Source organism: Microcoleus sp. S13C4 (assembly GCF_036700865.1).
Lineage (GTDB): Bacteria > Cyanobacteriota > Cyanobacteriia > Cyanobacteriales > Microcoleaceae > Microcoleus.
Genome location: NZ_JAUBPS010000054.1, coordinates 1 through 25,606, shown reverse-complemented (window position 1 = coordinate 25,606; position 25,606 = coordinate 1). Strand labels below are relative to the sequence as shown.

General features: G+C 47.6%; 19 protein-coding genes. 13 read left to right on the top strand and 6 right to left on the bottom strand.

Features of this window, described 5'->3' with window-relative positions; translation table 11 throughout:
* Window positions 1-29: 29 nt before the first annotated feature.
* Window positions 30-344, bottom strand: a complete 315-nt coding sequence (gene grxC, locus QT996_RS20655) for a glutaredoxin 3 (RefSeq protein WP_333048639.1) — start codon at window positions 342-344, stop codon at window positions 30-32.
* 251 nt (window positions 345-595) lie between these two features.
* Between grxC and QT996_RS20650 the strand changes: the two genes are divergently transcribed.
* Window positions 596-811 (top strand): hypothetical protein, encoded by a 216-nt coding sequence (locus QT996_RS20650; RefSeq protein WP_172188518.1) that lies wholly within the window; start codon window positions 596-598, stop codon window positions 809-811.
* 174 nt (window positions 812-985) lie between these two features.
* Here the strand turns inward: QT996_RS20650 and QT996_RS20645 are convergent, their stop codons facing one another.
* Window positions 986-1,426 carry a hypothetical protein gene (locus tag QT996_RS20645; protein ID WP_333048624.1) on the bottom strand — a complete coding sequence of 147 codons (441 nt, stop codon included), beginning with the start codon at window positions 1,424-1,426 and terminating at the stop codon, window positions 986-988.
* 154 nt (window positions 1,427-1,580) lie between these two features.
* Here QT996_RS20645 and QT996_RS28700 point away from each other — a divergent pair, with 154 nt between their 5' ends.
* The 3 genes from QT996_RS28700 to QT996_RS20635 all read left to right on the top strand — a co-directional run bounded on the left by QT996_RS28700 (window position 1,581) and on the right by QT996_RS20635 (window position 4,469).
* Window positions 1,581-1,841 carry a transposase gene (locus QT996_RS28700; protein WP_445243933.1) on the top strand — a complete coding sequence of 87 codons (261 nt, stop codon included), beginning with the start codon at window positions 1,581-1,583 and terminating at the stop codon, window positions 1,839-1,841.
* Window positions 1,842-1,965: 124 nt separating this feature from the next.
* Window positions 1,966-3,084, top strand: coding sequence for an alkene reductase (locus QT996_RS20640; protein ID WP_333048623.1), 1,119 nt, complete (start codon window positions 1,966-1,968; stop codon window positions 3,082-3,084).
* A 377-nt stretch (window positions 3,085-3,461) separates the two neighbouring features.
* Window positions 3,462-4,469, top strand: coding sequence for a protochlorophyllide reductase (locus tag QT996_RS20635; protein ID WP_333048622.1), 1,008 nt, complete (start codon window positions 3,462-3,464; stop codon window positions 4,467-4,469).
* Between the two features lie 7 nt (window positions 4,470-4,476).
* Here QT996_RS20635 and QT996_RS20630 read toward each other — a convergent pair whose 3' ends face one another.
* Window positions 4,477-4,884, bottom strand: coding sequence for a hypothetical protein (locus tag QT996_RS20630; RefSeq protein ID WP_333048621.1), 408 nt, complete (start codon window positions 4,882-4,884; stop codon window positions 4,477-4,479).
* A gap of 220 nt (window positions 4,885-5,104) precedes the next feature.
* On the opposite strand from QT996_RS20630, the gene QT996_RS20625 reads away from it, so the two are divergent.
* From QT996_RS20625 to cruG, 8 genes are all read left to right on the top strand, one after another.
* Window positions 5,105-7,168, top strand: a complete 2,064-nt coding sequence (locus tag QT996_RS20625; RefSeq protein WP_333048620.1) for a ShlB/FhaC/HecB family hemolysin secretion/activation protein — start codon at window positions 5,105-5,107, stop codon at window positions 7,166-7,168.
* A 156-nt stretch (window positions 7,169-7,324) separates the two neighbouring features.
* Window positions 7,325-7,942 carry a Uma2 family endonuclease gene (locus tag QT996_RS20620; RefSeq protein WP_333048619.1) on the top strand — a complete coding sequence of 206 codons (618 nt, stop codon included), beginning with the start codon at window positions 7,325-7,327 and terminating at the stop codon, window positions 7,940-7,942.
* A 52-nt stretch (window positions 7,943-7,994) separates the two neighbouring features.
* Window positions 7,995-10,889 (top strand): two-partner secretion domain-containing protein, encoded by a 2,895-nt coding sequence (locus QT996_RS20615; protein ID WP_333048618.1) that lies wholly within the window; start codon window positions 7,995-7,997, stop codon window positions 10,887-10,889.
* A gap of 65 nt (window positions 10,890-10,954) precedes the next feature.
* A complete protein-coding gene (locus tag QT996_RS20610; RefSeq protein WP_333048617.1) occupies window positions 10,955-13,849 on the top strand; it encodes a two-partner secretion domain-containing protein in 2,895 nt (964 codons plus the stop codon).
* 65 nt (window positions 13,850-13,914) lie between these two features.
* The gene (locus tag QT996_RS20605; RefSeq protein ID WP_333048616.1) at window positions 13,915-16,833 is read left to right on the top strand and encodes a two-partner secretion domain-containing protein; all 2,919 of its coding nucleotides are present in this window, start codon (window positions 13,915-13,917) and stop codon (window positions 16,831-16,833) included.
* A 120-nt stretch (window positions 16,834-16,953) separates the two neighbouring features.
* On the top strand, window positions 16,954-19,569 hold the full coding sequence (locus QT996_RS20600; RefSeq protein ID WP_333048615.1) for a CHAT domain-containing protein: 2,616 nt from the start codon (window positions 16,954-16,956) through the stop codon (window positions 19,567-19,569).
* 135 nt (window positions 19,570-19,704) lie between these two features.
* The gene (gene cruF / locus QT996_RS20595; RefSeq protein ID WP_333048614.1) at window positions 19,705-20,646 is read left to right on the top strand and encodes a gamma-carotene 1'-hydroxylase CruF; all 942 of its coding nucleotides are present in this window, start codon (window positions 19,705-19,707) and stop codon (window positions 20,644-20,646) included.
* Between the two features lie 400 nt (window positions 20,647-21,046).
* The gene (gene cruG / locus QT996_RS20590) at window positions 21,047-22,258 is read left to right on the top strand and encodes a 2'-O-glycosyltransferase CruG (protein WP_333048613.1); all 1,212 of its coding nucleotides are present in this window, start codon (window positions 21,047-21,049) and stop codon (window positions 22,256-22,258) included.
* A 121-nt stretch (window positions 22,259-22,379) separates the two neighbouring features.
* Here the strand turns inward: cruG and QT996_RS20585 are convergent, their stop codons facing one another.
* Window positions 22,380-23,018 carry a pentapeptide repeat-containing protein gene (locus tag QT996_RS20585; protein WP_333048612.1) on the bottom strand — a complete coding sequence of 213 codons (639 nt, stop codon included), beginning with the start codon at window positions 23,016-23,018 and terminating at the stop codon, window positions 22,380-22,382.
* A gap of 57 nt (window positions 23,019-23,075) precedes the next feature.
* Between QT996_RS20585 and QT996_RS20580 the strand changes: the two genes are divergently transcribed.
* Window positions 23,076-23,621 carry a dual specificity protein phosphatase family protein gene (locus QT996_RS20580; protein WP_333048611.1) on the top strand — a complete coding sequence of 182 codons (546 nt, stop codon included), beginning with the start codon at window positions 23,076-23,078 and terminating at the stop codon, window positions 23,619-23,621.
* 266 nt (window positions 23,622-23,887) lie between these two features.
* Here QT996_RS20580 and blaOXA read toward each other — a convergent pair whose 3' ends face one another.
* Together blaOXA and QT996_RS20570 are read right to left on the bottom strand one after the other, a co-directional pair.
* A complete protein-coding gene (gene blaOXA / locus QT996_RS20575; RefSeq protein ID WP_333048610.1) occupies window positions 23,888-24,760 on the bottom strand; it encodes a class D beta-lactamase in 873 nt (290 codons plus the stop codon).
* 151 nt (window positions 24,761-24,911) lie between these two features.
* Window positions 24,912-25,325: an MAPEG family protein gene (locus QT996_RS20570; protein ID WP_333048609.1), complete on the bottom strand. Its 414-nt coding sequence runs from the start codon at window positions 25,323-25,325 to the stop codon at window positions 24,912-24,914.
* Window positions 25,326-25,606: the final 281 nt, after the last annotated feature.

Below are 25,606 nucleotides of genomic sequence, written 5' to 3'. Positions count from 1 at the left end.
AGGTGGAACGAAACCCAACCTACACTAATTTAAACTGCTGGTTGAGCTAGCAGCGAATCTAACTCTCCTTCTGCATCGAGTTTATGAATGTCATCGCAGCCGCCTACGTGTTGGTTATTAATGAAAATTTGCGGTACGCTGCGGCGTCCGTTAGCGCGATCGGCCATTGCCTTTCTAGCCGCTTCGTCGCCATCAATTTTGTATTCCGTGAAATTTACGCCTTTCCACCACAGCAAAGTTTTGGCGCGGATGCAGTAGGGACAGGTTTGCCAAGTATAGATTTCCACATTGGCTTTGATGCGATCGGGCTTGCGGCCCAAGATGGGATTGAGAAAATCAAGCATTTTTAGTACGGGGGTAAGGGTGGAACTCATTTAGAAATCATACCCAATGTATAAATTCCGCTGGTATGGGCGCATCTGCCAGAGGTGGGTTTTAAGCTGTCGGGCGCTCGCCCTGTGACCCAAATCACAACTTTACTCTACTCGGATCACTGGCTTTCACCCCTGACAATCACCTTCGCGGCCTCATTAATATCACCGATCTTTTGAGGAAACCAGAAGATGATAAATATATCGAATTCAACCGCACTGCCATGCACCCCGTACAACTCCTCCCCGGCGCTATCTCTGAAATCCTCGCTTCTGTAACCGATACAGGCGTTTTGACTCTGGCGGATCGCTACGGTTTGATGGCCGCCACCTTCGACGACTCTCTGAATGACGAAGACAGAGGCTGTGTCAACCGGTTGCTGCGCGCGGTGCTCAGAGGCCGAGTCCAAGTAGTCAACGAACTTTCAGCAGCATTCTAATCGGGATTTGAAGTTTTGTTCTGAAGGCAAGGTGAGTCAGCGGTAGATGAAAATAGTGGAAACTCAGGTAGGAGTGGAAACAGCGGTAATTTGAATTCGATTTAAAAGTTTTCTCCTCTAACTCAACAACGGTTTTTTTGTCAAAGCAGCCTTTACCGGCTGCTTTTTTTTGATCTAATCGCGGATTTCCAGGTTGTACTGGCGACAGAGGGCGATCAGTTTTTGTTGGAAGCGATCGCGCACGCTGTCGCGAGACACAATGACGCAATCTTCGCCGTAACGGAATACCTCCCGAATCAGCCAAAAGGGATGGGAAACGCGCCACACGACTTGGCGGACATCTGCGATGACTTGACCTTCCTCACTGATATCTTTTTGTCTGCGTTCGTAAGCTTTTACCATGCCACGATAAAAGTGTAAGTACACTTTTAAGAAATCTAAGCCTTCCTCGCGCCACAGTCCGTCCATTGGCTCAAGAGCCTTGATGCGATCGAACCGCAAACACCGATTGTGAACAAGTTCGGGATAGTCGGGATTTTTGAGATCGTTAGTCTCTTCGCACCAGATTTCCCAGTCAAAGCGCTTTTCTTCAAAGGAAATCTCCGCATAGCTCACTGACAGGGTTTTTTAGCCGATGAGTCTGGCATGGATAATCGAAACCAGTATGATTACCCTTGAAACCAACGGAGGCAACGCTTTCATCCACTTAAATTAGGGAGACGTGAGGTTAGGGTAAATACGATCGCTGCGCTGCCCTGTGTAACCAAAAATTAATCGCCCCTTCGCTCCTTTTACAGTCATGGGAGCGTGTAATCGAACAGTTTTTGACATTTGGCTAGAAACAAGTTTACTTCCAACACTTGTCAAAGCACAGGTGGTGGTGATGGATAATCTCACATTTGATAAAAGTGGTCGGATTCAGGAATTGATTCAAACAGCAGGGTGTAGACTATTATATTTACCGCGATACTCTCCAGAGTTTGACAAAATTGAACAAAGAAGAGTCTTGGCTAAAAAGTCAAATTCCTAAACAGCTTGATGAGTTTGATTGCTTACGTTTTGGCGACCCTTGGATGTCTTGCGCCTTGCATCCTAACACGGGCCGTTGCTATATGTGATTTCCCAGATTCTTCAGTTTAGAAAACCTCAAAATTATGACCACTCAAACAACTTCTCCACTCCTACTGGGCCCCTTCAAAATCGGAGATTTACCCTTAAAAAACCGGGTAGTCATGGCACCCCTAACGAGAGCCAGAGCCGGTGAAGCGCGGATGCCCAACACCTTGATGGCAGAGTATTACACTCAGCGAGCCTCCGCTGGTTTAATCATTACAGAAGCCACAGTGGTTTCTACTCAAGCTAATGGTTGGCTAAATACGCCCGGTATTTATTCAGACGAGCAAGGCGAAGCTTGGAAACAAATTGTGACTGCGGTTCATACCCACGAAACGCCGATTTTCATGCAGCTTTGGCACTGCGGACGAGCTTCCCACAGCAGTTTTCATGAAAACAATCAATTGCCAGTTGCAGCCTCTGCCATCAAAATAAACGGAGAAGGCATTCATACCCCTCTAGGCAAACAACCCTACGAAACCCCCCGCGCTCTAGAAACCGATGAAATCTCGCTGGTTGTAGAAGATTATCGCAAGGCGGCCGAACGGGCCAAAAAGGCAGGTTTTGATGGTGTAGAAATTCACGCTGCAAACGGCTATCTCATTGACACATTCCTGCAAACCAAAACTAATCACCGCACTGATTCCTATGGAGGCTCAGTTGAAAATCGCTACCGTTTTCTGAAGGAAATTATAGAGGCGATTATCACAGTATTCCCTGCCAATCGAGTTGCTGTTCGGTTTTCTCCCAATGGTATTTACAATGATATGGGTTCTCCAGAATATCGAGAAGATTTTCTGTATTTCGCGGAGCAGTTAAATGCCTATGATTTAGCTTACCTTCACTTGGTGGATGGTCTGGCTTTTGGCTTTCACGAATTGGGAACGCCGATGATGATAGGAGAGTTTCGCGATGTGTTTACAGGGCCGCTTGTCGGCAACTGCGGATATACTCAAGAACAGGCTGAAACGGCCCTGAGCAGCAAAGTTGCGGATTTAATTGCTTTTGGTCGGGATTTTATCAGCAATCCTGACTTGGTGGAGCGTTTTACTAATGGTTGGCCGCTCAATCCGCCTGCTGAAATGGGCGTCTGGTATTCTTTTGGGCCTGAAGGTTATATCGATTTCCCTACCTATCAGGAACCGGCCGCTATTTCTTAGTTGAGTTGGTTGGGGCGGGTTTATCAATAAATACCGAGTATGTGCATCATAGATAATGGTCAACCCGCCCCTAAAAGATTTATGGTTAATTTCTCAAAATAGGACTGGGAGTTGCAGCCATATTTAATTTTCATCGCCCATTGAGAGCGAGCATCTCCTATTTGTAAAAACACTTCTTCTGCCTGCTGCCTGCTGCCTGCTGCCTGCTGTGTCCTCCCTCCAATTTCTAGCTTGGCTGCAAAAGTGAGAGGCTCCCAGTTGAGATCGAGAACGTTTCCTCATATCCTAATAAGCGTAGGACATTTCAAAACATCCGAGCTGCTAGCTCAGCTTTTGAGAGCCTGAAAATAATCAATAGCGGAAGCGCTTTTAACAAGATGGCACAAAATCACAAGTCAACGGTTATCATCACCGGCGCTTCCTCCGGCGTCGGTTTGTACGGCGCGAAAGCTCTCGCAGACAAGGGATGGCACGTAGTCATGGCCTGTAGGGACGTGCGGAAAGCCGGAGATGCCGCGCAAGAGTTGGGCATACCTGAAGGCAGTTTCTCCATCATGGAGATTGACTTGGGCGATTTGGAGAGCGTGCGTCGGTTTGCTCGGGCATTTAAGGCCAGCGGTAGGCCTCTGGACGCTTTGGTGTGCAACGCCGCCATTTATATGCCTTTGATTAAGGAACCGCTGCGGAGCCCGGAGGGTTACGAGTTGACGATGACTACCAATCACCTGGGTCATTTCCTGCTGTGCAACCTGATGATGGAAAATATGAAGCCTTCCTATTATTCCGATGCGAGAATCGTGATTTTGGGAACTGTGACTCACAATCCAGACGAGTTGGGCGGGAAGATTCCGCCGCGCCCGGATTTGGGCAAGTTTGAGGGTTTTGAAGGGGGTTTCAAAGACCCGATTTCGATGGTTGATGGCAAGAAGTTTGAACCGGTCAAGGCTTACAAAGATAGCAAAGTTTGCAACGTGCTGACGATGCGGGAATTGCACCGCCGCTTTCATGAATCCACGGGGATTACTTTCACTTCGCTTTATCCGGGATGCGTTGCAGATACGCCACTGTTCCGCAACCACTATCCTTTGTTTCAGAAGCTGTTCCCGCTGTTCCAGAAGAATATCACCGGGGGTTACGTTTCGCAGGAGTTGGCGGGGGAAAGGCTGGCGATGGTGGTTGCTGATCCCGAATACAAGCAATCTGGGGCTTATTGGAGTTGGGGAAATCGCCAGAAAAAAGATGGTAAGTCTTTTGTACAGAAGGTTTCTCCCCAGGCCCGCGATGATGAAAAAGGCGAGCGGATGTGGGAGCTGAGTGCTAAGTTGGTGGGATTGACTGACGGGGCTCAAATGGGTGCTGCGGCTGGTGCGGGCCGCTCTGCATAATTCAAAGTTACAAATCCCCTTTATCACGCTTGGCAGTTGAAACGGCGTCTACGCACAGGAGGTGGGTAGACGCGGACTCAATAATAAAGGGCGTATTAAAGTCGGATTTGGTATGATGCACCAAAATCAAAGAAACCGGGTTTTTTAGTGGCTCTGCGGGTTGTAACTCACACCTTGCACTATTCTTAAGAACAGGCAAGATGCCTGTTCCACAAGAAAATTTATCTTTTGTGGAACAGGCATCTTGCCTGTTCATAAAAAGATTATTGAGAATGGTGCCAGATCTCAGTTGTAGCGCGTCTTTGCGGAAACAACCCGGTTTCTGGTTTACCCTGGCGTGCAGGACTGTTCTGGTTGCGACATGAGCAGGAAAGCGTAGGTTTTGCAACCCAAAATACCGGGTTGTTTTTACCATTTACGATCGACTTACACAATATTTCTTCGGATAATAACCGGCTTTGTACGTAAGTTTTCGGGAATGAGCAGGGGTCGATCGACCTTTTGGTTTGTAGCGTCGCCGAAACTGTTGGCTGCGACGGGTGTTTCCTTTTTTGCTGTTAAGATTGATTTTTCCTTGAGGGTGCCCACTCCTGAAAATATTTTCCCCCACTTAAGCGAGATAATAATTAGATCCTATGGCTTGTCGCTCACAAAAACTATTTTTACTCGCTGGAATTTTTGGGTTAGTTTGGCTGGGAAAACCAGCGAAAACATCCGCTAGCACAGTTGAAATTTTGACCTCAAATGTTGAGGATTTGGCAGCAGTCAGCAGCGGAGGCGATCGAGCTTTAGCCCCCAACGATACCACTTTTGACAAACGCGAAGACTTGCCGATAAAAGACGAGGAAACGCAGTTACCCACAAAGTCAGAACGATCGGCTTTGGCGACAACTCTACCCTTATCCCCACCGACGGAAATCCCCGACTTAGAGTCGGAAGCGGCAAATTCAGCCGATCACACATTCAGCACAAAAACTCAAGAAACCGAGCTTTTTAACTCAGATCAAAAGCTAGAAGAAAATATTGACCTAAAAAAAACCGATTTGGGTATCGATCGAGCTTTGCAACTAAGCCAACTGCCGAACCCAATTCTGCCCAGAGAACCCGAATTGCCAACTCCTGAGCCGCCCCAACCGCCTGCGCCGCCTCCCCTCATACCAACCCCACTAACACCTGTTCCCGGCGATTCTAGACCAAGCATTCTGGGTACAATTAGGGTCGAGCGCTTTGAATTTGAGGGCAACACGGCTTTTAGCGATCGCGAACTTGCAGAAGTTACGCAACAGTTTGCGGGCCGCGAAATCACCTTTGCGGAACTGATCGCAGCAGAAGCAGCCGTTACTCAAAAATATGTAGCGGCAGGATACATCAATTCCGGCGCTGTAATTCCCGCCAACCAAACCTTTCCGAGAGAAGGAGGTGTGGTGAAAATTCGGATTGTAGAAGGCGGATTAGATGAAATTGTGATTACTGGAAACAGGCGCTTAAATTCAAATTACGTGCGATCGCGCCTAGAACGCGCCACCAGACGGCCCCTCAATCGATCTCGGTTGCTGGAAGCCTTGCAACTGCTGCAACTCGACCCCTTAATTGGCAATATTTCCGCCGAATTGCAAGCCGGAAGCCGCCCGGAAAACAGCCGCTTAGAAGTGCGGGTAAAAGAAGCAGACAGCTTTAACGCTGAAGTGTTCGCAGACAACAACCGATCGCCCAGCGTCGGCAGTTTTCGGCGCGGTGTTCGCATCAATCAAGCAAATTTGCTCGGTTTGGGCGACGGATTAGAGGTATCTTATGCTAACACCGACGGCAGCAATGAATTCAACGGCAGCTACACAGTCCCCGTCAACGCGCGCAACGGCACAATTCGGTTCGCTGCGAGTGCTGCTAGCACCAATATCATCGAGGAACCGTTTGATGCTGCACAAATCGAGGGGAAATCGCGGACTTACGAGCTAACTTACCGCCAACCGATTGTCGAAAAGCCCGATCGCACTTTGGCTTTGGGACTGAGTTTTTCGCGGCAAGAAAGCGATACATTCCTGTCAGGGGAACGATTTGCGCTTTCGGCGGGAGCAAATGAGCGTGGCGAAACCCGGGTTTCGGCTGTGCGGTTTTTTCAAGAATACGTGCAGCGGAGTTCCAGCCAAGTGTTCGCGGCGCGATCGCAGTTTTCCCTCGGCACTAATCTGTTCGGCGCTACTGCGAACGATAGCGGGCCCGACAGCCGCTTTCTGGCGTGGCGCGGACAAGCCCAGTACGTGCGGCTGCTAGCCCCAGAAACCTTGCTGATAGTGCGTTCTGACATTCAATTAGCCGATCGCCCCCTGCTTTCCCTCGAACAAATCGGGCTCGGCGGCGTTCAAAGCGTGCGCGGATACCGCCAAGATTTGCTGTTAACTGATAGCGGTGCGATCGCATCTGCTGAAGTGCGAATTCCGGTTTGGCGTGTCCCAGAAGTCGAAGGATTGTTGCAAGTCGCTCCGTTTATCGATTTTGGGGTAGGGTGGAACCATTCAGGAGAAAAGCCGAATCCTGACTCGGATAAACTGCTGGGTGCGGGTTTGGGCCTAGTTTGGCAGATGGGCGATCGGTTGAATGTGCGTTTAGACTATGGTATTCCTTTGATAAATGCTCGATCGGGCGATCGAACTTTGCAGGAAAAAGGCCTATACTTTAGAATCAATTATTTTGCTTTCTAGCTAATTCTGCCTGGGTTTCAACCCCCGTCTCCTAGCGAAATTCCACCGCTAGGATCACTAAATATAGTTTAGCTAATTCCCTGCTCTACTTAAATCTAATATCTAATATCTAAAATCTAAAATCTAAAATCTAGTTAACACAAGAGGGCTTGTCTTATGGTTCAGACAAAAACTAAACTGACATTTGCAGAGTTTCTCGAAAAGTACCCAGACGGATCTGGCATCTACGAACTTGTAAATGGAGAGATTGTCAAAGTGGAAGCAACCAGAGCTCATAAAAATGTGGCACGATTTCTTGTTAAGTCTTTCGACAGAGAAAGCGAGCGTTTGGGGCTTGACTATATTGTTGACAAAGATATAGTTTTGAGAACTGTAACAGCTTCAGGACAAGAGCAAGGCAGAAATCCTGATGTCGGCGTGGTTAAGGCATTAGTATGGAACAGTAATGTACGTGGCTACGGAGCCCTTACCGAACCTATCCAATTAGCAGTAGAAGTTACCTCAACTAACTGGGAAGACGACTATGTTGATAAGCTAGATGAGTATCAACGCCTCGGCATTTATGAGTATTGGATTGTGGACTATTTAGCGATCGCTTCTAGGGCTTATCTAGGAAATCCCAAAATTCCCACAGTTTTCGTTTACTATTTGGAAAATGGCAGTTATTTAGTTCAAAGTTTTACGGGTAAGGAGCGCATTATCTCTAAAACTTTTCCCGAACTAGAAATCACAGTGGAGCAACTTGTACTCAGCAGCCAAATTCAAAACATTTAAAGAAACGAGATGAGCTTACACCGAAAATTTTTATCTTTAAAAGAGTTTTTTTATGCCTCGCTATTACTGCCTACAGTTGGCTTTACTGTTGCTATTTCCCACTTCTGCGATCGCCCAAATCATTCCTGATAATACCCTGGGCCCGGAAAGTTCCCGGACAGTTCCCGATACTATCAATAACTTACCCTCAGATAGAATCACGGGCGGCGCAACTCGCGGCGTTAACCTCTTTCACAGCTTGCGCGAATTTAACATCCGTGAAGGGCGGGGAGCTTATTTTGAAAATCCCAGCGGAATTACCAACATCTTCACCCGCGTTACAGGCCCAAACCCTTCAAATATTTTAGGAACTCTGGGAGTTTTAGGCAACGGTAACTTATTTTTAATTAATCCGAAAGGAATTATATTCGGGCCGAATGCGCGGTTAGATTTGCGCGGCTCCTTTATCGGTTCAAGTGCTGACAGTATTGTGTTTAATAACGGCTTTGAATTCAGCAGCACCAACCCGCAAACATCCCCGCTGTTAACCGTTAATATTCCGGTTGGTTTAAGATTTCGGGAAAATCGGGGTGCAATTGTCAATCAATCGACGGCTTTAGGAAAGGTAAACCTCCCAGCCTCTGCTGTGCCAATCCCAATTAGCGATCGAGTTGGCTTAGCAGTAGACCCTGGTCAAACTTTAGCACTGATTGGTGGCGACATCCAACTCCAAGGCGGCAATTTAACCGCCAGCAGCGGACAAATTTTACTGGGTAGCGCAGCCAGTCCCGGTTTAGTTAATTTCGCACTGACACCGGGGGAAAAAGGAAATTTAACTTTAAATTATGACAATATTCCGAACTTTGGCAATATTCAAATAGCCGATGGAACAGTCATCAACACCAGCGGAATCGGTGGCGGTCGAGTAGAGTTAAAAGGTGGAAATGTCACCGTCAGCGGGGCGCGAATTTATGCGCTGACACTGGGAAATATTGATGGTAGAGGTATCGATATCAGCGCTCAAAAGTTGCGAGTGGAAAACGGAACGCAATTTTCTACCCTGACTCTAGGAGATGGTGCAGGAGGTAATATTAACTTGCGTGCTGCTGATTCAGTAGAAATGAGCGGGCTGGGAGTGGAGGGCTATCAACAGGTTGCAATTAAATATTTGGTATCGGGAACTACAGACCCCTTTGACCCGCTAATGATGCTGTTTAATGCTAGTGCTGGTGCTGGTTCGGGGGGCGATATTACGATCGACACCGGCCGCCTGCTTTTCAACAATGGGGTAGTAGGTAGCGGCATCACCTTTGGCGGTGGAAATGGCGGAGATTTAATCATTCGCGCCAATACTTTTGAGATGGTGGGTTCTGGAATCAACAACGGGACAGCTAAAGAAAGTACCGGTACGGGAGGAAGCATTAGTGTTGATGTCGCGAAATTAATTATGCGCGATGGTTCTATTCTCGGTACGACGAGTTACAGCAGCGGCCCATCGGGGAATATCAACATTAAAGCTGCTGAATCAGTAGAATTGTCTAACACCGGTCCGACAACAGTTGTGTCAACCGGAATTAGCACCCTGAGTATCGGCTCAAACGGAAGGGCGGGGAATATTAACGTCGATACCAAGCGGTTGAGTCTCTCTGGGGGTTCTGCGTTTACAGTAGGATCGGGTGTGTTAATTGGCAGGTTTTTGTTTTCTCAGGAGGGCGGGCCTGCTGGAAATTTAACAGTTACGGCTACTGAATCAGTAGAAATTTCAGGTATTTCTCAACTTTTGACCAGTGGAATTCAGAGTGCTAGTGCGCTGAGTTCTGGAACTTTGAGCTCTAGTCCGGGCGGGGATATTCGCATTGATACGCCAAGCCTAACCGTGCGGGATGGGGGGCTAGTTTCTACGAGTTCTGTGGGGGTGGGAGATGTGGGGAATATTACTGTTAATGCCGATCGCATTGAGGTCAGCGGCAGCGGAAATAACGGTCTGTTTATCAGTACAATTGATGCTTCGGTGGGCAAAATATTTGGTACTAATCCCGATGCTACGGCCAATGCCGGTTCGTTGAATCTGAATGCCGATCGACTAATTGTCAGAAATGGAGCTACAGTGACAGTGCAGGCTACGGGAACCGGACGCGCTGGTAATATCAATGTTGTCGCAAATTCGATCGCTCTTGACAACAAAGCGAGGATTGACGGTACGACTGTATCCGGTACAGGGGCAAATATTAACCTGCAAGCGCGAGACATCCAATTGCGCCGCAACAGCCAAATTACCACCGATGCAGGCAGTTCTGACGGCGGCAATATCAACATCAACAGCGACATTCTTGTCGCCCTCCCCCAAGAAAACAGCGACATTACAGCCAACGCCCGCACAGCAGGCGGCGGCCGCGTCAATATCAATGTCCCCAATGTCTTCGGCTTGACAGCAGCGAGTCGCGAACAAGTCAGAAACAGGTTGGGGCTCAGTGACAGCGAATTTGCAGCGTTGCAAGTAAGTCCTACATCTCTGCTTCCAAGCAGCGACATCGCGGCGATTTCCCAAAGTGGCGGCCCGGCTTTGCAAGGGGCGGTAACATTTAGTTCTGTTGGAGTGAATCCCGCTCAAGGTTTAGTGGAACTGCCGCAAAATGTGGTGAATCCGGCTGCGTTAATTGCTGCAAATCCCTGCATCAGAGGGGCTGAGAACGAGTTTACTGTAACTGGACGGGGGGGATTGCCACCGAGTCCTCACGATGCCCTCACCAGTAATTCTAGCCAGTTTAATTGGGTGGAACCAGCGGTAGGTGGAAGTCAGCAAATAGAAGGTCAAAGAGCATCCATAGAAGTTCGGTCAACAGAAATTATGCCCGCTCAAAGTTGGGTAATGGACGATCGAGGACAAGTAACGCTGTTAGCCTATAATTCTGGTGGTGGTGCATCTCTTCGCAGTCCGAAATCGACGAGTGTTTGCGTACCTCAATAGGTACTCTTGAGGTTTTAGCTAACCCCTCGCTATTGTCCTAATACTGAATTAACAAGACTTAAAAGATGCAGCGCCACTCTTCCGCCTTATTTTTTGCATTTTTCCTGCTGTTTCCTGTCCGTGCGATCGCCCAAATCATCCCCGATAATAGCTTGGGTGCAGAAAGTTCGCGCACAGTTGCCGATACGATTAATAACTTACCATCGGACAGAATAGAAGGCGGTGCAACTCGGGGAATAAATTTATTTCACAGCTTACGAGAATTTAACGTGGGTGAAGGCAGAGGAGCCTATTTTGCAAATCCTAACGCGATTGCCAATATTTTTACCCGCGTTACTGGGGGCAATCCTTCTAATATTTTAGGTGTGTTGGGAGTCCAAGGAAATGCCAACTTATTTTTACTTAATTCCAAAGGAATTGTCTTTGGTTCTAATGCGAAGTTAGATTTGCGTGGTTCCTTTTTAGCAAGTTCTGCTGATAGCGTAGTTTTCAATAATGGCTATCAATTTAGCAGCAGCAATTCGCAATCAGTACCGCTGTTAAATGTCAATATACCTATCGGTTTAAACTTTCGAGAAAATTCAGGTAAAATCATTAACAATTCAGCAGCACCAGCCTTGAATTTACCACAATTACCTCCGGCAATCCCGCCGATTTTCAATAACATGGGCTTAGCAGTTGGGCCCGGACAAACTCTCGCCCTAGTGGGCGGAGATATTGAATTAAATCAGGGAACACTCACTGCATCTACCGGACAAATTTTGCTGGGTAGCGTCGCTAGTCCGGGGATGGTTGGATTGGGGGCAACGCCCTTTGGATTAAGTTTAAACTATGACAATATTTCTAACTTTGGTAATATTGAAATAACCAACGGCTCACTGATAAATACCAGTGGAATCGGTGGTGGCAAAGTCGATATTCGAGGTGGAAATGTCAACCTCAATAATGGGCGAATTTATGCCCTGACTTTGGGAAATATTGATGGCATGGCGATCGATATTAACGCTCAAAATTTTCGCGCTCAAGGTGGAACGCAAATCTCCACGCTGACAGCAGGAAGTGGTGCAGGAGGCGCTATCAACATCCGCGCTACCGACTCAGTAGAAACGCTCGGAATTGGATTAGATAACTATAGAGTGTTTGGTGGTCAGTATACGGTATCTGGCTCTTTCGACCCTTTTGACCCACAACTTGTGCTGATAACTGGCACTAATAGCATGGGAGCCGCCGGAAACATCACCATTGATACGGGAAAACTGTTGATAAACAATGGAAGCGCATTGACTACCACCACGTTAGGTGCTGGCAACGCCGGAAATATTACCATCCGTGCCGGGGTTTTAGATATGGTCGCTTCTGCAATCCACAGTGGCCCACTTTTGGGGAGTACGGGTACGGGAGGAAATATCACCTTTGAGGGAGAACGTTTAACCGTAAGCGATGGTGCTGCTGTGATCAGCCTCACCCGCGGTGAAGGAGGAGCGGGGAATATCAACATTAAAGCGAATGAATCAGTAGAAGTGCTGCGGACTCCCACTGGAAGTCCCGTAGCAAGTTTAATTGGGTCAACTGCGAGCGGTGTGAATGGGCAAGCCGGGGACATTAATATCGACACGAAGCGGTTGAGGATCTCTGAAGGAGGCGGAATTAGTTTATCTAGCGGAGCAGTTGTGGGCAACCAACCGTTGAATACAACTGGGGGGCCAGGAGGTAATTTGACAGTTAGGGCCACTGAGTCAGTAACAGTAGAGGGTTTTTCTGGAGTTTTGGCAAACGGGAGCCGGAATCCCAGTTTCATCTGCGCTGATGCCAATACTGCTAATCGGGGAGGGAGTATTAACATTTCTACACCTGTACTGACTCTCCGGGGTGGAGGAGTGATTAGCACTGCATCTTTAGGTCAAGGAGATGCCGGAAGCATCACAATTGATGCGGGTCGTGTAGAAGTTATTGGGAATGGGGGTCAAGGTGAATTTAACAGTCAAATTCAGACTTCCGTTGGGATTGCATCTGAGCTTATCGATCCTAATGCTACGGCTAACGGAGGTTCGTTGAATCTAAATGTCGGGGAATTGATTCTTCGCAATGAAGGAACACTCAATCTGCAAGCTTTGGGATCGGGACGGGCTGGTAACATTAACGTCAAAGCAGATTCAATTTCCCTTGACAACCAAAGCAGCATTGACGGTAGAACGGCATCCGGCCCCGGAGGAAATATTAACCTTGAAGCACGGGATGTCCAGTTGCGCCGAGGAAGCAGAATTACAACTGATGCAAGTATTTCTGATGGTGGCAATATCAACATTAAAAGCGATATTCTGGTTGCTATCCCTAATGAAAATAGCGATATTACTGCTAATGCGATCTCGGCCCAAGGTGGTCGCGTTAATATAAATGTCCCCAATGTTTTCGGGTTTACATCAGTGACTCGCGAACAGGTTCGAGCGAGTTTGGGATTAACAGATGCTCAATTTGGTGCGTTGCAAGTAAGTCCGACTTCTCTAATTCCTACCAGCGATATTGCGGCTATTTCCCAAAGTAGCGGCCCGGATTTGCAAGGTACTGTAACATTTAGTGCTTCTGGGGTGAATCCGGCTCAAGGTTTAGTGGAACTGCCACAAAATGTTGTCAATCCGGCTGCGTTAATTGCGACAAATCCCTGCATCCAGGGGGCCGAGAGCGAGTTTACGGCTACTGGGAAAGGAGGAGTGCCACCAAGTCCTAATGATGTTCTCAGCAGCAATTCTACCCAGTTTAATTGGGTGGAACCAGCCGTAGGTGAAAGCCAGCAAGTAAAAGGTCAAAGAGCATCCATAGAAGAAATTCGGCCAACAGAAATTATTCCCGCTCAAGGTTGGGTAATGGACGATCGAGGACAAGTAAGGCTGGTAGCGTATAATCCTGGTGGTGGTGCATCTATTCGCAGTCCGAAACCGACGGGTGTTTGCGTACCTCGATAGGTACTCTTGAGGTTTTAGCTACCCGATCGCTATTTTTCTAAAATTAAATTAACAAAACTTCAAAGATGCGCTGCCAATCTTCCGCCCTCTTTTTTGCATTTTTACTGCTGTTTCCTGTCCCTGCGATCGCCCAAATCATCCCCGATAATAGCTTGGGTGCAGAAAGTTCGCGCACAGTTCCCGACACGATTAATAACTTACCATCGGACAGAATAGAAGGCGGTGCAACTCGTGGCGTTAACCTCTTTCACAGCTTGCGCGAATTTAACATCCGTGAAGGGCGGGGAGCCTATTTTGCCAATCCCAGCGGAATTGCCAACATCTTCACCCGCGTTACTGGTGGCAACCCTTCTAATATTTTAGGAACTCTGGGAGTTTTGGGGAACGGCAACTTATTTTTAATAAACCCAAAAGGGATTGTCTTTGGGTCTAATGCGAGGTTAGATTTGCGTGGTTCCTTTTTAGCAAGTTCTGCTGATAGCGTAGTTTTCAATAATGGCTATCAATTCAGCAGCAGCAATCCGCAATCAGTACCGCTGTTAAATGTCAATATACCGATCGGTTTAAACTTTCGAGAAAATCCGGGAAAAATCATTAACTCTTCAGCAGCACCCGCCTTGAATTTACCAGAATTACCCGCTGGAATCCCGCCGATTTTCAATAATACCGGTTTAGGAGTTCAGCCCGGACAAACTCTTGCCCTAGTGGGGGGAGATATTGAATTAAATCAGGGAAGTGTCACTGCCTCAACCGGACAAATTTTGCTGGGTAGCGTCGCTAGTCCGGGCATGGTTGGATTGGGGACAACGCCATTGGGATTAAGTTTAAACTATGACAAGATTTCCAACTTTGGTAATATTGAAATGACCAACGGCTCACTAATCAACAGCAGTGGAATAGGTGGCGGCAAAGTCGAGATTCGAGGTGGAAATGTCAACCTCAATAATGGGCGAATTTATGCACTGACTTTGGGAAATATCGATGGTAGGGGTATCGATATTAACGCTCAACAGTTTCGGGCCCAAGGTGGAACAAAAATCTCCACACTCACAGCAGGAAGTGGTGCGGGGGGCGCTATCAACATCAGCGCTACCGAGTCAGTAGAAATGAAGGGGATTGGATTGGCTCTCTATACAGTTTTTGCAGGTAAGTATTTACTATCTGGAACTGTCGCCCCTTTTGACCCACAAATTGTTCTGATCTCTGGCACTACTGGCCTGGGAAATGCCGGAAACATCTCGATCGACACGGGACGATTGCTGATGGACAATGGAACAGCATTGACTAGCGCCACGTTTGCTACTGGCAACGCCGGAAATATTACCCTCCGTATCAGAGACTTCGATCTGGTAGGTTCGGTAATTAACAGCGGCACATTTGCGGGGAGTAGGGGCAGGGGAGGAAATATCAGCTTTGAGGGAGAACGTTTAACGGTGAGTGATGGTGCAGCTCTGATCAGCATTACCCGCGATCGAGGAGCATCGGGGAATATCAACATTAAAGCGAATGAATCAGTAGAAGTGCTGCGGACTCCAGCTCGAAGTCCCGTAGCCACCTTAATAGGCTCAACTGCGGGCGGTGTGAATGGGCAAGCTGGGGACATTAATATCGACACGAAGCGGTTGAGGATCTCTGACGGAGGCGGAATTAGTTTATCTAGCGGATCGGTTGTGGGCAACCAACCGTTCAATACAACTGGGGGGGCAGGAGGTAATTTTACACTTACGGCTACTGAGTCAGTAACAATAGAGGGTATTTCTGGTGTTTTGGCGAACGGGAGTCGCAGTCCCAGTTTCATCTCCGCTGATGCCAACGCTGCTAATCGGGGAGGAAATATGAACATTTCTACACCTGTCCTGACTCTCCGGGATGGGGGAGTTATTTCTACTGCATCTTTAGGCAAAGGAGAAGCAGGAAGCATCACGATCGATGCGGGGCGTGTAGAGGTGATTGGTAATGGAGGTCAAGGTGAATTTAACAGTCAAATTCAGACTTCCGTTGGGATTTCCTCTCGCGTTAGAAATCCCAATGCTACGGCTAACGGAGGTTCGTTGAATCTGAATGTCGGGCAATTGATTCTTCGCAACGGGGGAACACTCAATCTGCAAGCATTGGGTTCGGCACGGGCTGGTAACATTAACGTGAAAGCAGATTCAATTTCCCTTGACAGTCAAAGCAGCATTGACGGTAGAACAGAATCCGGGGCCGGAGCGAATATTAACCTCGAAGCACGGGATGTCCAGTTGCGTCGAGGGAGCAGAATTACAACTGATGCAAGTATGTCTGCGGGTGGCAATATCAACATTAAAAGCGATATTCTGGTTGCTATCCCTAATGAAAATAGCGATATTACTGCTAATGCGATCTCGGCTCAAGGTGGTCGCGTTAATATTAATGTCCCCAATGTTTTCGGGTTTACATCAGTCACTCGTGAACAGGTTCGAGCGAGTTTGGGATTAACAGATGCTCAATTTGGTGCGTTGCAAGTAAGTCCGACTTCTCTAATTCCTACCAGCGATATTGCGGCTATTTCCCAAAGTAGCGGCCCGGCTTTGCAAGGTAGTGTGACATTTAGTTCTTCTGGGGTGAATCCTGCTCAAGGTTTAGTGGAACTGCCGCAAAATGTTGTCGATCCGACTGCGTTAATTGCTGCAAATCCCTGCACGCAAGAGGCCGAGAGCGCATTTACCGTCACTGGGAAAGGAGGAGTGCCTCCAAGTCCTAATGATGCCCTCAGCAGCCCTCTACCGCCGTTGCCTTGGGTAGAAGAGGCAGGAAGTTCGGTAACGAGCAATGTAGAGGATTTAAGCGATGTAACCGATCGAGGGAAGAAGGAAGAAGGGCAAATCCCCGATCGGGAAGTTGTTCCGGCGCAAGGTTGGGTGGTGAATGCGAAAGGAGAAGTTACGCTTGTTGGATATAATCCGGGTAATGCTGCTGCCTCTCGCAATCCTCGGCAGAATTCTGGTTGTGTGCCGCGTTGAAATTATGTTTTTTTTAACCGCAGATGTAGGGGGGTTAACGCGGATTAACGCAGATAAAGAATAGGATGTATTTGGCTTAGTTAGTATGTGTGTCTGCGGCTGTAATTTTATTTTTAAAATATGAATTTTACCCGATCGCTCCGGCAAGTAATTCTGTTATTTGTGATTTCCTGTCTGCTAGCAGTTGCGATTCCTCCCGGAGTTGCTCAGATTAATCCACCACAAGCGGTGCAGCTTGTCCGACAAGCTCGAACTCTGTACCAAGAGGAACGCTTTTCGGAAGCTGTACCGTTGTTGCAGCAAGCGGCGGCGGCGTTTGAGGCAAAAGGCGAAAATCTCGATCGCGCCACAGCTTTGAGTAATTTAGCTGCAACCTACGGGCAGTTGGCGCTTTGGGAAGAAGCAGAAAAAGCTGTAAATTCGAGTTTGTCGGCTGTGCGAACACAGGCAAAAACTCCCGAACAGCAGCGGATTTTGGCTGAAACTCTCAACATTCAAGGACAGTTGCAACTTGAACGGGGGCAGACTCAAGATGCGATCGATACTTGGACGCAAGCTGCTAAAATTTTCGAGCAAATTGATAGAAAAAACCTACTTTTTCAAGTTCAAATTAATCAAAGTCGGGCTTGGGAAATTCTCGGACTTTACCCCAGGGCTTGCAAAATGCTGTTAGCTTCTTTCAAGCTGGAAAACCAAACTTGCGAAGTTTCGGCAGCGGGTTTTGAAACTTTGAAAAATCAGCCAGTTTCCCTCGAACAAGTGCGGGCAATTCATGCTTTAGGGCGGGTACTGCGGGTTTTGGGACAACTGGAACGATCGCAGGATGTGCTGTCGGTTGGACTCGAAGCAGCCCAAAAATTAGGTGCCCGGCCAGAGGAGGCTGCAATTTATCTCAATCTGGGCAATACGGTACGGGCTAAAAGCAATAAACCGGGTTTGACACCCAAACAGCGGGCTGATTTGGAACGGTTGGCCCTAGAGTATTATGCTCGATCGACGGGGGCGATGCCAGAGCGATCGCTTTTACAAATTCAGGCGAAGTTAAACCAATTGAGTCTTTTAGTCGATCGCAAAGATTGGTCTGAAGCAGAGGCTTTGTGGCGTTCTCTCGAACCTCAAACCGCTCAATTTGGGTCGAACCGCGCCGGACTTTACGCTTACATTAATCTAGCTCAAAGCTTGATGAAATTAGCTCAGTCGCCTGCGAAAACTTTGAGTTTAAGCGATATTGACCAAATGCTCGATCGCTCTGTCGAACCAGCAAACAGTTTGGGCGATAAACGAATACAAGCTTATATTCTGGCAGCGAAAGGCAAACTATCGGAAATCCAACAGCAGTATCAGAAAGCGGAAAATTTCACAATTCAGGCTTTGAGTTTAGCGCCGGCGTTTCAATCTCCCGATATTGCTTACCAATTGTTTTGGCAACTTGGACGGATTCGGAAAGCTCAGGGAAATACAGAAGGGGCGATCGTTCAATATACTCAAGCTGTGAATCTACTGTCTTCTCTGCGGGGCGATTTGGTAACAGTCAATCCCGAAGTGCAATTTTCGTTTCGGGAAAGTGCCGAACCGGTTTATCGGGAATTAGTCGGGCTGCTTTTGCAAGAGGAATCTCCCAGTCAAGCTAAATTGAAACTAGCGCGCCAAACGGTGGAATCTTTGCAGTTGGCGGAATTGGACAACTTTTTTCGGGATGCTTGCGCTGATGCTAAACCAAAGTCGATCGAGGAAATTGATCCGACAGCGGCGGTGATTTATCCGATTATTTTGAGCGATCGTTTGGAGGTAATTTTGTCAATTCCCGGCAAACCTCTGCGCCGCTACGCTACTAAGAAGTCTCAAGCCGAGTTGGAAACTGCCTTCAGACAAGCCAAAAATACCATCAGGCCTGCTTCTTTCCCCCGCAACAGGAGGCAACCGGTTGAACAGGTTTATGACTGGTTAATCCGTCCCGCAGAGGCGGATTTGACCGCCGCCGGGATTAAAACCCTGGTATTTGTGCTCGACGGTTACTTGCGGAATCTGCCGATGGCGGTGCTCCACGACGGTGAAAAGTTTTTGGTAGAAAAATACAGTATTGCTTTGGCGCCGGGATTGCAATTGCTGGCACCGAAACCGCTGAACAAAGTCAAGTTAAGAGTGCTTACCGCTGCCCTCTCCGAAGCGCGTCAAGGCTTCTCGGCTTTGCCGGGGGTGAAGGAGGAAATTCAACAAATTGCTGCCGAGATGCCGGCGAGTTCGCTGCTGAATCAAGATTTTGTCAGCGGGCGGTTGCACGATCGAATTAAAGCTTTGTCTTACCCGATCGTCCATTTGGCAACTCACGGTCAGTTTAGCTCGAATGCAGCGGATACTTTTATTGTGACTTGGGATCAGAAAGTGAATGTTAAGGAGTTCGATCGACTGCTGCGAGCCCGCACTGGTGAGAAACAACAGGCGATCGAACTTTTGGTTTTGAGCGCTTGCGAAACAGCTTCGGGCGATAACCGCGCGGCTTTGGGTTTGGCCGGGGCCGCAATTCGATCGGGTGCCCGCAGCACCGCCGCCACCCTTTGGCAAGTCAACGACGAATCGACAGCTATCTTTATGACTGAGTTTTACCGGCAGCTTGCTTCTTCTAAAACCAGCAAAGCTGAAGCCCTCCGCAACGCTCAATTAACTCTGTTGAAAAACCCACAGTATCAAAATCCCTATTTCTGGGCGCCTTTCGTGCTAGTGGGGAATTGGCAATAAGGCAGGCGATTTGGGATTTGAGATGGTGGATTTTAGATTGGGAAAGACTGATGCTCTATTCGTGTTGGTTTTTTGTTAAAGATTGTAAACTGTTAACGAGTGCTTTCTGCATCTAATATTTTTTCGAGGAGTCCCATGAAGCAACTTTTGATTGCTGAGCGCTTTTGCCTAATTGCCCACGTCTTGTCAATGGCTTTTGGATTGGCAGGGTTGCTGCTGATTTTACCCCGTCCCGAATTGGTGATGAGTTTGCCACCAGCAGGGCAAACGCTATTCCAGTGGGGGATGGCTGGGGGTGGAGTAGTTTATATCATCTTTGGTGCTGCAGCGGTTGCTCTCTATGCCTTGCGGACGTTGGGTTGGGGTGCAACTCTGGCCTTTTTAGTACCTTCTGTGTTTTTGTCCTTGAGTAGCGAGTTGTTGGGAACGAGTACGGGTTTTCCCTTCGGCCACTACCATTATTTGAGCGGTTTGGGCTACAAAATTGCAGGGCTGGTTCCGTTTACAATTCCTCTGTCGTGGTTTTATCTGGGACTGGTTTCATACATAATTGCTCGCGCTGGAGTAGCTGGCGGTAAAGGTGAACTCAACTGGGTGCGCCAAATAGGGGCGATCGCCCTTGGTGCTTTGCTGCTAACAGCTTGGGATTTTGTACTAGATCCGGCGATGAGTCAAACTTCTGTGCCTTTTTGGGAGTTTGAGGAACTTGGGGCTTTCTTTGGGATGCCTTACCGCAATTTGGCTGGCTGGATGGGTACGGGGGCGCTATTTATGTCTGTAGCAGCTTTCTTGTGGAGAAAAACACCGATTAAATTAGAGCGATCGGAATTGGGTTTGCCCTTAATTGTTTATTTGGTAAACTTTGCTTTCGGAGCAATTATCACTGTAACTTCCTTGGATTCTCGGTTCTGGTTCCCGACATCGTTAGCGGTGCTTCTGGGTGTAGTTCCGGCGATCGCGTTAAGCTGGATCGCTAAACCCGCAACAGGTGACGTAACAGAAACAATGCCGTCTTTGGAGACATCTGTTCTCACGGCTGAAATTCCACCTCAGCCGGTGGGCGTTTTGCGTAAGTGAGTTGCTAGTGAGCAACCCCGGCTGATTTAGCAAAAATTTACAAGAAATTTTGAGCTAGTTTAAAAACCCGGTTTCTACAAGAAACCGGGTTTTTCAGTGGCGATTTTTTCATTCCCAATTCCTGTAATATGTTTGAGGTCAAAATTTTATTAAATTTTTTGAATTGATATCAGTTATCAAAAAAATCAACTGTAAATAAGCTCCCAACCCATATCCTAATAAGGTTCAGTGAAGCTCGATCCCCCCTAGCCCCCCTTAAAAAGGGGGGGACAAGAAGTTGCTCAAAGTCCCCCTTCTTAAGGGGGATGCGAGGGGGATCTCCGGGGAATTAACAGTGTTAACTGAACCGTATTGACCCATATCCAGTCAGTCATTCCCAATTCTTCAATTCTTCAATAGTATGGTTTTGCCGATCGCCCCTCACCTCTTCTCCCAATCGCTGACAAGTATCATCCCTGTCGCACTCTTGCTACTGCAATTGCCCGCCGCCGCAATTCTGATGTCGCGTCTGATTAAAGGCCCATCGCGCATCCCGCCCCTGGAACCGGATTCGCCGACGCTGGATTTGTTAGGTTCTTGTACTGCGGTAGTACCGACTTTGAACGAAGCCGATCGAATTGCGCCTTGTTTGGAAGGATTAACCAGCCAAAGTTACGAACTCCGAGAAGCGATCGTGGTTGACAGCTATTCGGTAGACGGAACCGGAGATTTAGTGAAAGCAGCAGCACAAAAAGACCCCCGGTTTCGCTTGATTAACGACGATCCGCTGCCAGCGGGTTGGGTAGGGCGTCCCTGGGCGCTGAATGCGGGTTTTTTGGCAAGTTCCGAGAAGTGCGAGTGGATTTTGGGGATAGATGCCGATACTGTGCCGCATCCGGGTTTGATTGCGAGTTTGCTGAAGACGGCGGTGGCTGGAAATTACGATTTGATTTCGCTGTCGCCGCAGTTTATCCTCAAGTATCCGGGGGAGTTGTGGCTGCAACCTGCTTTGTTAATGACTTTGGTTTATCGGTTCGGGCCGACGGGTACTGGCGGGGATGTCCCGGAACGGGTGATGGCGAACGGTCAGTGTTTTCTCTGCAAGCGCGAGGTTTTGGTGGCATTGGGGGGCTATGAGGTCGCGAGGGGTTCGTTTTGCGATGATGTGACTTTGGCTCGCTATGCGGCTGCTGAGGGCTTTAAGGTGGGCTTTTTGGATGGGGCTAAGGTGTTGAAGGTGCGGATGTATGAGGGGGCGATCGAGACTTGGAATGAATGGGGTCGATCGCTCGATTTGAAAGATGCTGCTTCGGGCGGTCAAATTTGGGGCGATTTGTGGCTGTTGCTGGCCGTTCAAGGTTTGCCGGTGCCGATTGTGTTGTGCTATTTGCTGTTTGGTTCGCTGCCGCCTGTTGCTGTATTTCCGCACTTTTGGCTGTTGGGATTGAATGTATTTTTGGTTGCTGTGCGATCGGCTTTGTGTTTTGCGATCGCACCTTCTTACGATACAACTGGGGCATCGGGTAAATGGCTGTTTTGGCTGTCACCTTTGGCCGATCCGCTGGCGTTTTTGCGTATTCTAATTTCTGCTTTAAATCAGCCTACTCAGTGGCGCGGCAGGAAGTATGAATAATCGTTAATACTGACTTCCCGGACTTTTTTAATAAGTCGCGTATCCGAGAGCGCCAGCGAGAGCCTTTGATGTTTCTTTTGTGGGATGGGCAGGGTTCCCATCCGCGATACAGTCTTGAATTTTACTCAACTATCGCCCCATCTAAGCTTGTTTTTCTTAAGTCTGTTCTCGCTAAATTTGCACCTCTTAAGTCAGCACCTGTTAAGCAAACATTGCTTAAATCTGCATAACTCAAATCAGCACCTCTGAGATTAGCATCAGATAAATTTGCTCCTGATAAATTCGCCCTCACAAGTTGCGATTTACTCAAGTTACTGCCACTCAAGTTTGCAGATTGCATCTGTGCTGCCATTAAGTTGGCTTTGCTTAAATTAGTGCCGCTGAGGTTAGCCAAATTCAATTTAGCATAACTCAAATCAATGTTTTCCAAGCAAACTTCGCTCAATTGCGCGCATCGCAAGTTAGCATTAATAAAAAACCTCTCTCCAATCGCATAACGGCGCAGCAATTCGTCAACTTCCAGCCGAATTAAAACGGGTTCGCAAGTATTTTGGTAGCACCACGATGTCTCCAGCAAACTAGCGGCTGCTTCAATTGCTACCTTGTCGGATTTAGGGAGCACCAAACTATTGCACCCATCCCACTCACCGTTGAGCATGAATGCCATATCAGAAGCTGCTGCAATTGAGTCGCATAGCAAAACGGTTTCGGGTTTGGGTTGCAGCCAGTTCATTAAACCGATCGAGCTCTTGTTTTTCACTGTTGATTCAGGATTTGTGCGTCTTTCTTAATTATAGGAAAAAATTTTGAAAACAGTATGCACAAATTCGCTGCGGCTTCAGAGAATGAATTAATTGTGTTTGGTGCAGCCAGACCAGGATACCGCGATGCAGAAATTGCTCGCTGGATTGAATTTATGCAGGGGCATAATATCAAGCAAGTTTGCTGCTTGCTTGCTCAGACCCAGCTTATCCGCTACACTGATTTACTGGGAACATATCGGAAAATATTTGGGTGCGATCGAGTTTGCTGGGCGGCGATTGCAGACTTTGAATTGGTCGATCGCGATATTTTAATCGCTCAAATATTGCCGTTCTTGGAATCTGCAAATAGCAAAGGCGAACGGGTGGTAGTTCACTGTTCTGGGGGGATCGGACGTACAGGACAGGTTTTGGCTGCTTGGTTGGTCAGCGCGCGGGGATTGTCTAACAAACAGGCGATCGCAGCAGTAAAAAAAACTGGCAGAAATCCCTATGAAGCAGCAATCGTAGCTTGTTTGAAAGGTCGAAACCCCTGGCTAGTAGTTGAAGAACTTAATGCTCTCTTAGATGATTGTCGCCTTGCTGCAAGAAATGATATATAGCACTATAGCAACTATATATACAGCAATTTCCAGGTTTATGGAGTACGGTTGCAAGGGTTTGTCAACCATTTTGGTAAGTGCTTGGGATTAAGGTGTACTTTATTTGCCTGGAATCTGCTGTATGTGCCAATTGCGTAAGTCCTAAAAGATTTAAAAGACTCGGCTTCCTACGATCGAACTCAGGCATCGAATAAATGGGTGTTTTGGCTCTCACCGTTAGCCGATGCGCTGGCGTTTTTGCAAATATTAGAGAACAAATAACGCACTTACAGCAGCGCCAGATCCTTGAAGCAACGGCGCGTTAACTCGATTCTTGCAGGTGCGTCATTTGGGTTGCGGATGTCAATGTTTGTAGCAAAAAAGTAAACATTTTTATTCTTCTCTAAATAACCTACATACCAGCCAAGTTGAGGCTTTGTTTGTTCTCCAAAGCCTGCCCAGCCTGTTTTTGCCCTAATTGTGTAATCAGGAGTTTGTTCAACAATTATGATGTCTTTCACCAGAGACAGCGATCGCTCTGAGAAGGGTAGGTCGTTTTTGTAGAGACGGCGGAGAAATTGAATTTGCTCGTTGGGTGTGATTCGCAGTTCTCCTTCTAACCAGAATTTGTCAATATCGTCTTTGTTACCGATTTTTTGGTTGCCATAACCGACTTTAGCTACCCATTTTTGCATTTGCTCGTGTCCGACTCGGCGGGCGAGAACTTGGTAAAACCAAACGGCGGAAAGTTTCATGGCTTCTCTCATATTCAAGTCTCGATTCCAGGCGGGAATTTGCCTTTGAGTTCCATCCCAAGTTAGAACGGCAAGCTCATCTGAAATCACCCCTGTTTCTAAGGAAATCAGAGAGTTGAGAATCTTAAATGTAGATGCGGGTAAAAAAGCTGTGGCGTTACGCTGCGGGTTGTGTTGATAAAGCCGATCGCTATTCAAATCGTAAATTGCGATCGATCCTTCAACCCCTAGCTCTTGAAAGTGCCGTCCAAAATTCATTGTCTGAGCCAAACCTCCTCCGCGTTGTGGAGATTCTTGCACTGGAGGTGGCACGGTTAAGGCTGATTGCGGTGGCTGAACTAAAACAAAAATAATGCAGCCTAATACAATTAAAATAACAGCGATCGCACGAGATATTCGGTTCATAAACTTCGATAAGTTAGCAAAATCACAGGCAGTAAGGTCACAGGGGCGATCGACTTGTAAGGTGCGTCTGACTTACGCGGTGTAAAAAACAATTAAGGTTTGCCACTGACGCAACCTACTATATAGAGGTTGCAATTGCATAATTTCTCAACTAGAAAACTGCCATAATAGTTAAGGCGACCAAGCAGCTTAACTGAATTATTAAGCTGAAGAAGCGAAACTTCGGATCGAGGCCAGGAATGTGAATCGCTGAATGTACAAGCCGAAATAGAATGTACACAACAATCAGCAAATCTACTGCTGTTCCTGAAACACCCCTAACTGTTAGAAGAAAAACAACTCCCAAATACAAAGGCAGGTTTTCTATCAAGTTGGATTGTACTCGAAATAGTCGCCAAAGCAAGCTGTCGTCGTTTTGTGTGCCGAAATCTTTTACAGATCCGCCCGCAGATAGATGCCGAATCCTGACTGTTAGCAGCAGGATAACAACCGCGATCGTCCACAAAATGAAAATTGCTAAACCCCAGAGAGGGAAAGTCATATTTGTCTGTTCAATTTGCATCATCTTTCTACCTTGCGAAACTGCTGCTAACACTTTAGAAAAGTTATCGGTCAAGACTCTTGTTCTGGCGTTCTCATTTTTAGCTAAAACAGCTTGAGGATGCTTCTATTCTGGCTGTTTTACGAAATGGATAGATGGCCCACCAAGCTCAAAGCAGCATCTAACCGACAAGCTGACGCTAACTAGAGTGCGATCGCATCTCCTGAGCATTGGTGACAAGTTAAGGCTCAAAGCCCGTTGTCAAGGGAATTTTCGGTGGTGGCTCAAAGAACAAGGGCTCCCCA

Bases quoted from the DNA above. Each gene is read 5' to 3' on its own strand.
- grxC (WP_333048639.1), bottom strand. From the start codon at position 344: ATGCTTGATTTTCTCAATCCCATCTTGGGCCGCAAGCCCGATCGCATC.
- QT996_RS20650 (WP_172188518.1), top strand. From the start codon at position 596: ATGCACCCCGTACAACTCCTCCCCGGCGCTATCTCTGAAATCCTCGCT.
- QT996_RS20640 (WP_333048623.1), top strand. From the start codon at position 1,966: ATGACCACTCAAACAACTTCTCCACTCCTACTGGGCCCCTTCAAAATC.
- QT996_RS20635 (WP_333048622.1), top strand. From the start codon at position 3,462: ATGGCACAAAATCACAAGTCAACGGTTATCATCACCGGCGCTTCCTCC.
- QT996_RS20630 (WP_333048621.1), bottom strand. From the start codon at position 4,884: ATGGTAAAAACAACCCGGTATTTTGGGTTGCAAAACCTACGCTTTCCT.
- QT996_RS20625 (WP_333048620.1), top strand. From the start codon at position 5,105: ATGGCTTGTCGCTCACAAAAACTATTTTTACTCGCTGGAATTTTTGGG.
- QT996_RS20620 (WP_333048619.1), top strand. From the start codon at position 7,325: ATGGTTCAGACAAAAACTAAACTGACATTTGCAGAGTTTCTCGAAAAG.
- QT996_RS20615 (WP_333048618.1), top strand. From the start codon at position 7,995: ATGCCTCGCTATTACTGCCTACAGTTGGCTTTACTGTTGCTATTTCCC.
- QT996_RS20610 (WP_333048617.1), top strand. From the start codon at position 10,955: ATGCAGCGCCACTCTTCCGCCTTATTTTTTGCATTTTTCCTGCTGTTT.
- QT996_RS20605 (WP_333048616.1), top strand. From the start codon at position 13,915: ATGCGCTGCCAATCTTCCGCCCTCTTTTTTGCATTTTTACTGCTGTTT.
- QT996_RS20600 (WP_333048615.1), top strand. From the start codon at position 16,954: ATGAATTTTACCCGATCGCTCCGGCAAGTAATTCTGTTATTTGTGATT.
- cruF (WP_333048614.1), top strand. From the start codon at position 19,705: ATGAAGCAACTTTTGATTGCTGAGCGCTTTTGCCTAATTGCCCACGTC.
- cruG (WP_333048613.1), top strand. From the start codon at position 21,047: ATGGTTTTGCCGATCGCCCCTCACCTCTTCTCCCAATCGCTGACAAGT.
- QT996_RS20580 (WP_333048611.1), top strand. From the start codon at position 23,076: ATGCACAAATTCGCTGCGGCTTCAGAGAATGAATTAATTGTGTTTGGT.
- blaOXA (WP_333048610.1), bottom strand. From the start codon at position 24,760: ATGAACCGAATATCTCGTGCGATCGCTGTTATTTTAATTGTATTAGGC.
- QT996_RS20570 (WP_333048609.1), bottom strand. From the start codon at position 25,325: ATGATGCAAATTGAACAGACAAATATGACTTTCCCTCTCTGGGGTTTA.